This window comes from Leclercia sp. UBA2479, assembly GCF_002341985.1.
Taxonomy (GTDB): domain Bacteria; phylum Pseudomonadota; class Gammaproteobacteria; order Enterobacterales; family Enterobacteriaceae; genus Enterobacter; species Enterobacter pneumoniae.
In genome coordinates this window covers 199,596-213,609 of record NZ_DDPB01000001.1, presented here as the reverse complement: position 1 = coordinate 213,609, position 14,014 = coordinate 199,596, and the positions used below count along the sequence as shown (strand labels likewise).

The window sequence follows — 14,014 nt, the reverse complement described above, 5'->3', positions numbered from 1 at the left end:
AAAAGAGTCAATGAGTATGGTTGATACTGCCCCGGGTAAGATTCAGGTTCGTGATTTGAACTTCTACTACGGCAAATTCCATGCACTGAAGAATATCAACCTGGATATCGCCAAGAACCAGGTTACGGCATTCATCGGTCCGTCCGGCTGTGGGAAATCCACGTTGCTGCGTACCTTTAACAAGATGTATTCGCTCTACCCAGAGCAGCGCGCTGAAGGCGAAATCATCCTGGACGGCGAAAACATCCTGACGCATGCCCAGGATATCGCCCTGCTGCGCGCGAAAGTGGGCATGGTATTCCAGAAGCCGACCCCGTTCCCGATGTCGATTTATGACAACATCGCCTTTGGCGTGCGTCTGTTTGAGAAACTCTCCCGTGCCGATATGGACGAGCGTGTGCAGTGGGCCTTGACCAAGGCCGCATTGTGGAACGAAACCAAAGATAAGTTGCACCAGAGCGGGTACTCTCTCTCCGGTGGTCAGCAGCAGCGTCTGTGCATCGCCCGCGGTATCGCTATTCGCCCGGACGTATTGCTGCTGGACGAGCCGTGCTCGGCGCTGGACCCTATTTCAACCGGGCGCATCGAAGAGCTGATCACCGAGCTGAAGCAGGATTACACCGTGGTGATCGTGACCCACAACATGCAGCAGGCTGCGCGTTGTTCCGACCATACGGCGTTTATGTACCTGGGCGAGTTGATTGAGTTCAGCGATACGGACGCGCTGTTCACCCGCCCCGCGAAGAAACAAACTGAAGATTATATTACTGGCCGCTACGGTTGATTTGGAGTGAACCATGGACAACCTCAATCTTAATAAACATATTTCCGGCCAGTTCAACGCAGAGCTGGAAAGCATCCGCACCCAGGTGATGACCATGGGCGGTATGGTGGAACAGCAGCTGACCGATGCCATCACGGCGATGCACAACCAGGACAGCGAGCTGGCGAAGCGCGTTATTGCTGGCGATCAGAACGTCAACATGATGGAAGTGGCCATCGACGAGGCCTGCGTGCGCATTATTGCCAAGCGTCAGCCAACGGCGAGCGACCTGCGTCTGGTGATGGCGATCATCAAAACTATTGCCGAGCTGGAACGTATTGGCGACGTGGCGGATAAAATCTGCCGCACCGCGCTGGAGAAGTTCTCCCAGCAGCATCAGCCGCTGCTGGTGAGCCTGGAGTCGCTGGGCCGCCACACCGTGCAGATGCTGCACGACGTGCTGGACGCCTTTGCACGTATGGATCTGGACGAAGCTGTACGTATCTACCGCGAAGATAAGAAAGTCGACCAGGAGTATGAGGGCATTGTGCGTCAGCTGATGACCTACATGATGGAAGACTCCCGCACCATTCCCAGCGTTCTGACCGCGCTGTTCTGTGCTCGCTCTATTGAGCGTATCGGCGACCGCTGTCAGAACATCTGTGAATACATCTTCTACTTCGTGAAGGGGCAGGACTTCCGTCACGTAGGCGGAGATGAGCTGGATAAGATGCTGGCGGGTAAAGATCCGAAAGAGTAATATTATTAACGCCAGCAAAGCTGGCGTTATATTTTTATACAATCCATTCCCCATATAAATAACACCTGATGTATTTTTTGCCGGTGCGCGAATTAATTAGGCGTTAGTCACATTTTACCCTCCCCTGAATTGTTTTTATTTTTGCTCTGGAATAAAAAAGAGCGGCGCAGTTGTGTCATCAGACGCTATTTTTAGTTAATACCTTAAACATTGATAACTGGATTGTTACCGTCAACGTACGGGCAAAACCTGAAAGAGGTCCTCTCTGCATAGAGGTGCCTTTTTCAGGTTTTTTTTATTTCCCGGCGGCGGTTAAAGGATGAGCAAATGGAATTAGCCGAAAAAATTGTCACAGGCGTAGGGGGCAAAGAAAATATTCTGAGCTTGCTTCATTGTGCAACCCGCCTGCGTTTCAGATTAAAAGAGAGAGATAAAGCCACGCCTGAGATCTTAAAAAATACGCCGGGTATCATCATGGTCGTTGAAAGCGCCGGTCAGTTTCAGGTCGTGATTGGCAATCATGTTCATGATGTTTATAACGCTATCAATGCCCTTATCGGGGAGAAAGCACCTGCCAGTATGGACACGGCGACGGGCAACCTTATTAATCGTTTTATTTATACGGTATCCAGTATTTTTACCCCGTTAATAGGCGTGATGGCGGCAACCGGCATACTGAAAGGGGCCCTGGCAGCGGGGGTGGTCTTTGATGTGTTAACAGAGCAGAGCGGGACTTATCGCATTCTGTTCAGCGCCAGCGATGCCCTGTTCTACTTTTTCCCGGTTATTCTGGGCTATACGGCCGGTAAACAATTTGGCGGTAATCCTTTTGTCTCGATGGCCATTGGTGGCGCATTAATACATCCCACCATCATTCAGTCTCTGGGAAGTGCAGCGGCTACGCCACATGAATTTATGGGTTTACCCGTTACGTTTATCAATTATAGCGCTTCCGTCATCCCGATAATCTTCTCTGCCTGGTTTTGTGGCGTCGTAGAGAAACGCCTTAATAACTGGCTCCCTTCATCAATGAAAAATTTCGTCACGCCGCTTCTTTGTCTGATGGTGACGACCCCTCTGGCCTTTCTGGTTATTGGGCCACTCGCCACCTGGATAAGTAACGGCATTGCCCAGGGTTATTTGGCGCTCTACGGCTTTGCTCCGGGGGTTGCTGGCATCGTTATGGGCGGATTATGGCAAGTGTTTGTCATGTTTGGCCTGCACTGGGGGCTGGTGCCGTTATGCATTAATAACTTCACGGTGCTGGGATATGACTCGCTCCTGCCTTTGCTGGTGCCTGCCATTCTGGCGCAGGTTGGCGCTGCGCTGGCCATGTTCTGCTTTGAACGCGACCCGCAAAAGAGAGTGGTTGCCGGATCGGCTGCCATCACCGGGCTCTTTGGTATCACCGAACCGGCCGTTTATGGCGTTAATTTACCGCGCAAATATCCCTTTTATATCGCCTGTGTCAGTGGCGCCTGCGGAGGGCTGTTGGTCGGGCTCGCGCAAACCAAAGCCTGGTCTTTTGGGATGCCAGGCATCTTCACCTTTATGCAAATTCTTCCCCCCGGCGGGGTGGATTATAGCGTCTGGGCTTGTTTGTTGGGTTCAGCCCTCGCTCTCGCCGCGGCTTTTATTGGCTCTTTGCTCTTTTGCTATTTCGCGGATAAGGCATCCGCCGTCGCTTAATTCATTTGAAAAAGGAATTCATTATGTTCAGGAGAAATATCATAGCCTCTGCGCTTGTCATGATACTGCCGGGTTTGAGCTGGGCGGGCTCATTGACGGTCGAACAACGCCTGGAGATGCTTGAAAAAGCGTTAAAGGAGACGCAGGCCGAATTACAGCATTACAAAAATCAGGCCGTCCCCGTTCAGGTCGCCGATAAACCGGCGAAAAAGCCGGCCACCGTGCTGGTGAAAAATGAGAGCAAAGATGTATCTGCTATCACCATGAAGGATTTCAGTAAGTTTGTTAAAGATGAGATTGGCTTTAGCTATAACGGCTATTTCCGTTCCGGCTGGGGCAGTGCGTCTCACGGCTCGCCCAAATCCTGGGCCATTGGCTCTCTCGGGCGACTGGGTAATGAATATACCGGCTGGTTTGATTTACAGCTGAAACAGCGGGTCTGGCATGAGGGCAACAAACGTGTCGATGCGATCGTTATGCTGGATGGCAACGTCAGTCAGCAGTACTCCACCGGCTGGTTTGGTGACAATGCGGGTGGCGAAAACTATTTACAGTTCTCCGACATGTACGTCACCACGCAGGGTTTCCTGCCATTTGCGCCGGAAGCCGACTTCTGGGTGGGTAAACATGGCGCACCGAAAATCGAAATCCAGATGCTGGACTGGAAAACACAGCGTACGGATGCTGCCGCAGGGGTGGGGCTGGAAAACTGGAAAGTGGGCCCCGGCAAGGTGGATATTGCGCTGGTGCGTGAAGATGTGGATGACTACGACCGCGATCTGAATAACAAACAGCAAATCAATACCAATACCGTCGATCTTCGCTATAAAGAGCTCCCTCTGTGGGATGACGCCACGCTGATGCTCAGCGGGCGCTATGTGGCGGGTAATCAGAGCGCCAGCGAGAAAAGTAATCAGGATAATAATGGCTATTACCGCTGGAAAGACACCTGGATGGTGGGCAGTACCCTCACGCAGAAACTCTCTGACGGCGGCTTTAATGAGTTTTCGCTGCTGGTTGCGAATAACTCCATAGCCAGCAGTTTTTCACGTTATGCGGGCTCCAGCCCGTTCACCACAAATAATGGTCGTTACTATGGTGACCATACTAACGGGACAGCTGTCCGTCTGGCCTCACAGGGAGAGATGTATCTCGGCGATAAGGTGATTGTCGCCAATGCGCTGGTCTACTCCTTCGGCAACGACGTCTACAGCTATGAAACGGGTGCCCACAGCGATTTTGATTCGATACGTGCCGTTGTCCGTCCGGCCTGGATCTGGGATAACTTCAACCAGACCGGCGTAGAGCTCGGTTACTTCAGACAGAAAAATACCGATCTGAACGGCAAGAACTATTACGAGTCGGGTTATAAAACCACGCTGTTCCACACCTTTAAAGTCAACACCAGCATGTTGACCTCCCGTCCCGAAATCCGTTTTTACGGCACCTACATTAAAGCGGATGAGACCGATTTAGATCACTTCACTTTCGAAGACCAAAAACAGGACCAGTTTGCGCTCGGTGCGCAGGCTGAAATCTGGTGGTAACAGGCTACTTAACAAGGATGAAACTGATGAACAAAATGAAGACCGCTTTATCCATCATTACGCTTTCAGTTTGCTTCGCTCAGCAACTTTACGCGATGCCGCTACCTGCGATGCCGGATCCCGCGCAGCCCGTGAACCGGTTTGTTACGCAGGTGAATGCGGATAACTCCATTACCTTTCGCTATTTTGCACCACAGGCAAAAAGCGTCTCTGTAGTGGTGGGCATACCTACGCCAGAGAGCATCCACCCCATGACCAAAGACAGTACTGGTCTATGGAGCTGGCGCGGGCCGGTGATGGAGCCCAATTTGTATGAGTATTTTTTCAACGTTGACGGCGTGCGCAGTATCGATACCGGCACGGCGATGACCAAGCCGCAGCGCCAGGTTAACACCAGCATGGTGCTGGTGCCTGGTAGCATGCTGGATACCAATCCGGTACCGCATGGCGATCTGATAACGCTGACCTACCACTCGGATGCGTTGAAATCAGAACGCCAGCTCTTTGTCTGGACGCCGCCAGGCTATAGCGGTCAGGGTGACCCGCTACCGGTGCTCTATTTTTATCACGGGTTTGGCGATACGGTACGTTCCGCGGTCGACCAGGGGCGTATCGCGCAGATCATGGACAATTTGTTAGCGAAAGGGGCAATTAAACCGATGCTGGTGGTGGTACCGGATACGGAAACGGACGCAGAGGGCATCGTTCCTGAAACCTTTGTGCCCGCTGAACGGCGGAAAGTGTTCTACCCCCTGAATGCTAAAGCCGCTGACCAGGAACTGATGACCGACATCATTCCATTAATCAGCAAGCGCTTTCATGTACGAAACGATGCCGAAGGGCGCGCGCTCGCCGGTCTCTCCCAGGGAGGATACCAGGCGCTCGTCTCTGCCCTTAACCACCCCGAAAGTTTCGGCTGGCTTGCATCTTTTAGTGGCGTGACCACCACCACGGTGCCTGATGCAGGCGTTAGCGCACGCCTGGATGACCCGACCTCGATTAATCAACAGCTACATAATTTTACCCTGGCGGTGGGCAGCAAGGATGACGTGACCGGGAAGGATATCGCCGGGCTGAAGGCCGAGCTGGAAAAGCGGAATATCCGTTTTGAATACCATGAGTATCCGGGGCTTAACCATGAAATGGATGTCTGGCGCCCGGCCTACGCGCAATTCGTGCAGACAGTATTCAAATAACTTTTGGATCAGGATGATCACATGAAACTTATATTGACCGACGATTACGAACAGATGAGCCAGGCAGCCGCGCAACATCTGCTGAGCTATATGACCAGACCGGGCCGGGTGAATCTGGCCATCACCGCCGGGAAGACCCCGAAACGCATGTATGAGCTGTTAATCCCGATGATGAAGAGCAAGCAGGGGATAAATAGCCATTTTTACAACTTCGACGAGATCCCTTTTCGCGGCAAAACAGGCGATGGCGTGACAATCACCAATCTGCGTCGTCTCTTTTTTACCCCGGCGCAGATAGAGGAATCCCACATCCACCCGCTGACGGTTGAAAACTATCAGCAGCACGACGCCACTCTGGCCGCAGAGGGGGGGCTTGATCTGGTGGTGATGGGGCTGGGGGCTGACGGCCATTTCTGCGGGAACCTCCCCGGGACCACCCACTTCCATGAGATGACCACCAAAGTGGCGATTGAAGGGGAGATGGTCGCGATGGTGGCTCATGGCGAACTGGGGGGCGATTTTTCGCTGGTACCGGATTGCTATGTCACGATGGGGCCAAAAAGCATTATGGCCGCGAGAAATTTACTGCTTATCGTCAATGGCACAGCGAAGGCGCAGGCGTTAAAAGGGGCGCTGGAAGGGCCAGTTAGCGAGCGCCTGCCTGCATCGGTGTTGCAGCTTCACCCCTCGCTGACGGTCATTGCAGACAATGCCGCCGCCGCGGCGCTCTCGTCCAACGCCTGATCAACGCTAAAGCTCCGCCGCGGCCTGCGGCGGAGCTGATCTTAACGGGTGATATGCCAGCCGCGCGCTTTCCACAGGCCGGGCAATTCTGCCAGATCGGTAAAGGTGGTCACCTTAGGATGGTGAATCGGCTTGTTATGCGGATCGGCACAGAAGTAAAACACCTCCATCCCTGCATCAATCCCTGATTGCGCGCCCGCGGAGGAGTCATCCACCAGAATGCAGTTTTCCACGTTCACATTCATCGCTTTTGCCGCGTGAAACATCAGGGCCGGATCGGGCTTCCAGCGCTGGATATCGTAACCGCTGAACAGTTTTTCCGGGAAGTGGTGCAGCATCTCTAGCTTACCGAGTGAATGCTGCATTTTGCTGACCGGGCCGTTAGAAACCACGCACATTGGCACGGTCATCGCCTCCAGCAAGGCGTTTGCGCCTGCGATCACCTCAAGTTCCGCATCGAAAAGGCGTGCGACCTCGGCGCGGTAAACCGGTTCGAGATCGGCTTTCGCCAGATCAACGCCGTGCTCAGTATTAATAATGTCGATAATTTCGTAGAGCTTAACGCCTTTAAAGCGTTTAAAAATCTCGTCGAGATCGAGCGTAATGCCAAACTCCTGGAACATGGCGACATACGCACGGGCGCAAATGACCTCACTGTCGACCAGCGTACCGTCGCAGTCGAAAAATACCGCTTCAATCTGAGACATGCCTTTCCCTTTTTAACAGGTTTAACGTTTACGTACTGATTGTTTGTGGCACGCAATCGTTGCCGTATAAGCAAAATCAATGAAAAAAAGTACGCCACAAACACCCCTATTGTCGCATTTTGGTATAGGATAGCGACGGATTTTCCCTCCCTGTTCGGAAATAGATGATGAGTCAACAACATACTACCCAGGCATCTGGCAAGGGTCTGCTTGAGCGCGTGTTTAAACTGCGCGAGCACGGTACAACGGCGCGCACCGAAGTGATCGCGGGTTTTACCACCTTCCTGACAATGGTCTATATCGTTTTTGTTAACCCGCAAATTCTGGGCGTGGCTGGCATGGATACCAGCGCCGTCTTCGTTACCACTTGTCTGATCGCCGCGTTCGGCAGCATTTTAATGGGGCTGTTCGCCAACCTGCCGGTTGCGCTGGCTCCGGCGATGGGTCTGAACGCATTCTTCGCCTTCGTCGTGGTTCAGGCCATGGGCTTGCCATGGCAGGTCGGTATGGGTGCGATTTTCTGGGGCGCAGTCGGTCTGTTGCTGCTGACCATTTTCCGCGTACGTTACTGGATGATTGCCAATATCCCGGTGAGCCTGCGCGTGGGCATCACCAGCGGTATCGGTCTGTTTATCGGGATGATGGGGCTGAAAAATGCTGGCGTGATCGTGGCGAACCCGGAAACCCTGGTCAGCATCGGTAACCTGACCTCCCACAGCGTGCTGCTGGGCATCCTGGGCTTCTTTATCATCGCTATTCTGGCGTCCCGTAACATTCATGCTGCGGTACTGGTGTCGATCATCGTAACCACGCTGCTGGGCTGGATGCTGGGCGACGTGCACTACAGCGGCATCATCTCTGCGCCGCCGAGCGTCAGCACCGTGGTAGGTCACGTGGATCTGGCCGGCTCCCTGAATCTGGGTCTGGCAGGCGTGATCTTCTCCTTTATGCTGGTGAACCTGTTCGACTCCTCCGGTACCCTGATTGGCGTGACCGATAAAGCGGGCCTGGCAGATGAGAAAGGCAAATTCCCGCGCATGAAGCAGGCACTGTTCGTGGATAGCGTCTCCTCGGTAACCGGCTCTTTTATCGGTACCTCTTCTGTTACCGCTTACATTGAGTCCTCTTCAGGCGTGTCTGTGGGCGGTCGTACCGGCCTGACAGCGGTTGTTGTGGGTCTGCTGTTCCTGCTGGTTATCTTCCTTTCGCCGCTGGCGGGGATGGTTCCGCCGTATGCGGCCGCAGGTGCGCTGATTTACGTGGGCGTACTGATGACCTCCAGCCTGTCGCGCGTGAAGTGGGACGACCTTACCGAAGCAGTACCGGCGTTTATTACCGCGGTGATGATGCCGTTCAGCTTCTCGATTACCGAAGGTATCGCGCTGGGCTTTATCTCTTATTGCGTGATGAAGGCGGGCACCGGACGTTTCCGTGAAATTAGCCCGTGTGTGATCGTGGTAGCGCTGCTGTTCGTGCTGAAGATTGTCTTTATCGATGCAAAATAAACAGCAAGCCCTTTTCTAAACGGGCTTGCTGGTTTGTGTCCTCTCCCAGCGGGAGAGGACATCAGGCTGTGCTTACGCCTTCACCCGCTTGATGTAATCACCAAACGCGGTCAACTGCCCCGAGAGATGGTCCAGCGTGCTCTGGTCAATCACTTCACCTGTTTGTGGGTCGACCTTGTTCTGAATCACGCCGCCCATAAATTCCGGTTTGTTCATGACCATTGCGTCGAGGAACACCAGGATCTGACGCAGATGGTACTGGCAGCGCGCGCCGCCGATGGCGCCCATCGAGCTGGTCTGGATCAGCACCGGTTTACCCGCCAGCGGCTGTTCCGGCAGACGAGAGAGCCAGTCGATCGCATTTTTTAATCCACCCGGTACCGAGTAGTTATATTCCGGGGTCACAATCACCACCCCATCTGCCTGGCGAATCTGTTCAGCCAGCGCTTCAACGCTTTGCGGGAACCCCTCTTCTTGCTGCACATCGGCATCGTACAGCGGGATATCCCCAATAGACGGCAGGGCGTCGACCGTCATCCCCTCTGGCGCCAGTTTCGGCAGCGTACGGGCAACCATCCCGTTAAATGAACCTTTGCGCAGGCTTCCCAGTAACGTAACAACTTTCAACGTATCAGACATGATTACTCCTGTTTCATCATGATGGCCCTGGACGGGTCAGCTAAGGGTAAATGCTTTCTCTGCGGGTAAACTGGTTAATCTCATCAGACGCGTGGCGGGTTCGTTGGCACGCTCGGGAACGTCCGCCAGGCTATTCCAGCCATGCTTGCTGTCAAATTCCCAGATATTCAAACGCTCAATCGCGGGCGTAACGGCGAGAGACCAGATCAGCACATCTTCTGCGTCGCTGAGGGCCTCTACAAGCGTTGCCTGGGTGGCGCGAAGTCGTCCGGAACCTGGAAGCAATTGTAGCAGCCGGGCATCGTCAGAGGCGCATCCGCAGAGTTTACGGATACTCTGGCGCAGGGTAATAAGCTGCGCTTTGGCTTCATTGGGATCGTTTTGATTACGCACCCACAGCAGTTCATTGCTGGATAACGGATAGGTGTCGTGGGCATGCGGCCCGCCGTGGAAGCCACGAATAGCGCGCTGCAGTTCCATATCCAGACCACAATCGCCCTCTGTCGTGAGCGCTACACCGACAATATTCCCGGTATAGGCGATGGAAAAACGAGGCAGTTCAGGGTTGGCAAATACAGGGCGCCCCTCCGGCAGGGTGATGATATCCGGTAGCTCAGTGGTGCCGTAAAGCATAAACAGCAGTTCGGCGAGCAGCGCTCTTGAGGCGATAAAACGTGAGCGGCGATGTTCCGGCAGTATCCGTGCTTCATCATGACAGGCGGGGGAGAGCCTGGTAGAGACAAGATGTCCCTGGGTAAGTATCCCTCTAGCAAAGTGCGTTGCCATTTTTCGCTCCGTGATAATGGTTTGTGCCTGGTTAAACGGTTACATCATTATCGCTTAACTCTTCCTCAGTTTTAATCCGTAAAGTTGATTATTAGAAGTCCCGACACCGAACTTTACATTTTCAGATATAAAAATCGGATTCCTCGCGCAGTGAATCGCGATAGAGGGCCTTGATCGTCTCTTTAAGCCAGATGATTTTCGGGTTATGGCTGTTACGTTTGTGCCAGATAAGCGTAAAGGGCACGGTAAGTTTTTCCGCCATCGCTTCGTCGATAGGGATCGGACGCGTCACCAGCTTACGCTGGTGGAGATGATTATAGTGCCGGCAGTAGTGCGGCGCGGTCGCAATGTAGTCATGGTGCGGCTGCGCAGCCATAAACATCGACTGCTCAAACCCCGGCAGGCTCATAGCGATATTGCGCGTCAGCCCCATCTCATTTAACACCTCGTCCAGCGCCCAGGTGTCGCTACGCTCCCAAAAGATACTGATATGGGGGTAGCGGAGAAACGTCTCGAGATTCCACTCCTCCTGAAGCGCCGGATGGCCCTCACGCAGGTAGACGCAGGGGCGGTCGGAAAAAAGAATTTCATGGTCGATAAACCACGGCAGCAATTTCAACAATTCGCGGGAGCGAGGATGGGTTTCGCGACCGGTAAAGCCGATATCCACTTCACCCCGGGTTATGGCATCCAGCGAGTCGTAGTCCCAGTGGCGCATACGCACCGAGGCCTGGGGATAGCGCTGGTTTATCCTGTCCAGTAGCGCGTTAAAGCGGATCAACATTAACGGCGTTTCTGCCGCCAGTTCAAACTTCATCCCCCCCGGGGAGTCATTGTGTGACTTGTCGAGGATCTGATTGCCTATCTGCATCCAGTCGGCAAGATCGTGCTCCAGGCTTACCGTCAGCGGCGTTGGCAGTAACCCGAGCGGGGTTTTCACAAATAACGGATCATCGAACCAGGCGCGCAGCTTTGCCAGCGCTTTGCTGACCGCGGACGGCGTGATGTTCATTCGCTTCGCCGCCCGGGTAACGCTTCGCTCCTGCAACAACAGTTGCAGGGTGAGTAACAGATTAAGATCCAGACTGCTGAGGGGCTTCTTCATAATGGGCTATGGGCCGAATCGCCAGAAGGAGAACAATGCAGAGAATGCTACAGCCAATCAGAATCCCGATCAGCATATTCAGCGCATTAAGGCCGAGTACGGCGGCGAGCCAAATCCACAGCGACGAGCCGCACACCTGCGCGATACCCAATACTGAACTGGCCACGCCTGCCCGCAACGAAAAGGGTCCTAACGCCTGACTCATCGCTACGCCAAAGCCGACGGAGAAACCGGCGCAAATCAGCGTAATGCCCGCCAACATCAAAGAGTGCGAACTTGCCGATGCGAGCAGCACGCCTGCGGCCAGGAACAGTACCTGTGAGGTCAGCATCAGGGTGCGCTGGCTAAAGATATTTAGCGCAAAAGGAGTAGAGAAGGAGACGGCCATACTTACCAGCGCGGTAGAGGCCATCACTGTAGAGTATTCGCCGCGATCAAAGCCCATGGTTTCCATCAGTAATACCGGGGAAACGTTTACATAGGTCAGGATCACCGCCACGCTGAGGGTCGTGACCAGCAGTCTGCTAATAAAAAATCGGTTTAGCAGTTTTTCCGCCGGATGGAAGGTGGTCCCCGTCCGGGAGTGTTGTGAACCCGGGTGGGTCTCTTTCAATACCGCAATAGAGAGGAGGAAGACCAACATCCCCATTACCGCCATAGTCCAGAACAGGCTTTGCCAGGGCAATTTGAGCATAATCAGATAACCGATGACCGGCGCCAGTACCGGAATAATGCAGGTAATGCCGTTAAGCATCGAGAGCACTTTCGCACGGCGTTGGGCGCTTAACGTATCGCGCAGAATAGCAAACGCCACCACGTAGCAGCCGCCAGCGCCAACACCCTGAATGAAGCGCCCGATCAGGAAGAGGGTGCTTTCTTGCGCTTGTGAACAGAGTACTGACGCGAGGGCAAAAATCACGGCGCCGGTAATCGCCACGGGTTGACGTCCTGCTTTATCGGCAATTTTCCCGGCAAACACCATTGAGGAGGCCATTCCCGCGAGGTAGGCCGAAAAGGCAATGTGCAACTGCGCTTCACTGGCCCCCAGGTCGCGGGCGATATGCGGCAAACCGACCAGATACATATCAATGCCAGACGGATAAAGCAGAACCAGTGCAAAGCTACAAAACAGAAAACGAGCCATAGATCCCCCATAGATGCAGGCAAGCAGAATAGGGGTTGGGAAGGGGATAAGCGAGTTGCCATTTGGACAAAGGTGATTTCCTGTCAGGAAAGCCACCCGGGCGGGTGGCGTAGACAACGAGCGCGGACGTTAACCGAAGCGTGGCAAAACGTTAAAGGTGCTGCCGAACCAGCAGAGAATAACTGCAATACCAAACAGAATGACCAGCCCCGGAATAAACAGCCCTCCCCAGACGGTGAAGGTTTTTTCGGGAAACTTTTTTCTCGCTTTTAATGCCAGCACGGCAGGAACAATCACGGCCCAGATGGTTGCGCACAATCCCGCACCGCCAATGCCATAGATAAAGCCATTCGGGAAGATGAGATAGAGAATGGCGGGGGGCAGAAAGGTTAATAAAACCGTTTTCAGGCGTCCGACAGGAGAGTTATCGATGTTAAAGAGATCGGCAAGATAATCGAACAACCCCAGGGTGACGCCGAAGAAAGAGCTGGCGACCGCAAGGTTAGAGAAGACCAGCAGGCAAAATTCGATCACGCCGTGCTGTCGGGTGCCGAGGAATGATTTCACCAGCGAATCGACATTGCCGCCTGAAGAGATAATCTCGTTAAAGCTCTCGCGGGTAATATTGCCCATCGTGCAGTACAACCAGAACAGATAAATGAACAGGGCCAACAGCGAACCAAAGACAATGCTTTTAATCAGCTTATCTTTTCGTTTGCCGTAGCAGATGATTAAGCTGGGTATATTGCCATGAAAACCAAACGACGCCAGACAGACCGGCAAGGCCATAAAAATATAGGGGAAATAGGCTGTGTTGCTGGTGGTACTGACATTAATGTCCCGTAAAATGGCGTAGTCCACCTGGAAGAAAAACGACCCAAAAACAATAATAAACGCAATGATCTTAATCCCCAGGCAAAGCGAGGTAATACGGCTGGCCGCCAGGGAACTGACCCATAATACCGCCGCAACAAAGATCGCTGTACCTATCCCTACGAGGCGCGGATTAACATGCGTCCCCTGGTTCATGGCAATGGTTTCGCTAATGATCGCGCCATTGGCAGAGATATACGCATAAGTAAGAATATACAGAACAAAGGCGACCGTGAAACCACTCACCACATTCCATTTATTGCCAATCAGATCTTTGGTGATGGTATTAAAGCTGGAACCGACAGGATAATTTAAATTGGCCTCTAACAGTAATAATCCTGAGTGAAGCATTGAAAACCAGGCAATGATTAAAATAAATGCGCCCCAAAAAAACCACGAGCCTGCTAAATCCACGGGTAAAGCAAACATTCCCCCGCCAATAACCGTACCTGCTATTACCATGACACCCCAAAACGAAGAGTGTTTAGTCTTCAAACTGTTATCCATGGTGCACCCATTAATTATGGTTAGCCTGATGTTGTTGGTGTGTAATGAA

At 53.2% G+C, this 14,014-nt stretch carries 12 protein-coding genes and 1 pseudogene; 7 read left to right on the top strand and 6 right to left on the bottom strand.

The features are described 5' to 3' along the window. Positions 1 to 10: 10 nt before the first annotated feature. From pstB to B3B59_RS00980, 6 genes and pseudogenes are all read left to right on the top strand, one after another. Positions 11 to 784 carry a phosphate ABC transporter ATP-binding protein PstB gene (gene pstB, locus B3B59_RS01005; protein ID WP_040077716.1) on the top strand — a complete coding sequence of 258 codons (774 nt, stop codon included), beginning with the start codon at positions 11 to 13 and terminating at the stop codon, positions 782 to 784. A gap of 13 nt (positions 785 to 797) precedes the next feature. Further along, entirely contained in the window at positions 798 to 1,523 is a 726-nt protein-coding gene (gene phoU / locus B3B59_RS01000; RefSeq protein WP_040077717.1) for a phosphate signaling complex protein PhoU, read from the top strand. 327 nt (positions 1,524 to 1,850) lie between these two features. Further along, positions 1,851 to 3,194: pseudogene (locus B3B59_RS00995) on the top strand (PTS transporter subunit EIIC); the annotation flags it as partial. A 41-nt stretch (positions 3,195 to 3,235) separates the two neighbouring features. Then, entirely contained in the window at positions 3,236 to 4,759 is a 1,524-nt protein-coding gene (locus B3B59_RS00990) for a carbohydrate porin (RefSeq protein ID WP_286807913.1), read from the top strand. A gap of 26 nt (positions 4,760 to 4,785) precedes the next feature. Beyond that, positions 4,786 to 5,955, top strand: coding sequence for an alpha/beta hydrolase (locus B3B59_RS00985; RefSeq protein ID WP_207292677.1), 1,170 nt, complete (start codon positions 4,786 to 4,788; stop codon positions 5,953 to 5,955). 21 nt (positions 5,956 to 5,976) lie between these two features. Beyond that, positions 5,977 to 6,699, top strand: coding sequence for a glucosamine-6-phosphate deaminase (locus B3B59_RS00980; protein ID WP_286807912.1), 723 nt, complete (start codon positions 5,977 to 5,979; stop codon positions 6,697 to 6,699). A 41-nt stretch (positions 6,700 to 6,740) separates the two neighbouring features. On the opposite strand, the gene yieH is transcribed toward B3B59_RS00980, so the two are convergent. After that, positions 6,741 to 7,406 carry a 6-phosphogluconate phosphatase gene (yieH, locus tag B3B59_RS00975; RefSeq protein WP_046886358.1) on the bottom strand — a complete coding sequence of 222 codons (666 nt, stop codon included), beginning with the start codon at positions 7,404 to 7,406 and terminating at the stop codon, positions 6,741 to 6,743. 167 nt (positions 7,407 to 7,573) lie between these two features. Between yieH and adeP the strand changes: the two genes are divergently transcribed. Next, positions 7,574 to 8,911 (top strand): adenine permease AdeP, encoded by a 1,338-nt coding sequence (gene adeP, locus B3B59_RS00970; protein WP_154298909.1) that lies wholly within the window; start codon positions 7,574 to 7,576, stop codon positions 8,909 to 8,911. Positions 8,912 to 8,983: 72 nt separating this feature from the next. Here adeP and B3B59_RS00965 read toward each other — a convergent pair whose 3' ends face one another. From B3B59_RS00965 to tnaB, 5 genes are all read right to left on the bottom strand, one after another. Continuing rightward, positions 8,984 to 9,550 (bottom strand): NADPH-dependent FMN reductase, encoded by a 567-nt coding sequence (locus tag B3B59_RS00965; RefSeq protein WP_040077725.1) that lies wholly within the window; start codon positions 9,548 to 9,550, stop codon positions 8,984 to 8,986. 36 nt (positions 9,551 to 9,586) lie between these two features. Continuing rightward, positions 9,587 to 10,336 carry a 4'-phosphopantetheinyl transferase family protein gene (locus B3B59_RS00960; protein WP_046886357.1) on the bottom strand — a complete coding sequence of 250 codons (750 nt, stop codon included), beginning with the start codon at positions 10,334 to 10,336 and terminating at the stop codon, positions 9,587 to 9,589. 121 nt (positions 10,337 to 10,457) lie between these two features. Next, on the bottom strand, positions 10,458 to 11,441 hold the full coding sequence (yidZ, locus tag B3B59_RS00955) for an HTH-type transcriptional regulator YidZ (protein ID WP_040077727.1): 984 nt from the start codon (positions 11,439 to 11,441) through the stop codon (positions 10,458 to 10,460). Beyond that, positions 11,410 to 12,585, bottom strand: a complete 1,176-nt coding sequence (locus tag B3B59_RS00950) for an MFS transporter (RefSeq protein ID WP_046886356.1) — start codon at positions 12,583 to 12,585, stop codon at positions 11,410 to 11,412. The genes yidZ and B3B59_RS00950 overlap by 32 nt, the downstream gene beginning before the upstream one ends. A 129-nt stretch (positions 12,586 to 12,714) precedes the next feature. Beyond that, on the bottom strand, positions 12,715 to 13,965 hold the full coding sequence (tnaB, locus tag B3B59_RS00945; protein WP_286807911.1) for a low affinity tryptophan permease TnaB: 1,251 nt from the start codon (positions 13,963 to 13,965) through the stop codon (positions 12,715 to 12,717). Positions 13,966 to 14,014: the final 49 nt, after the last annotated feature.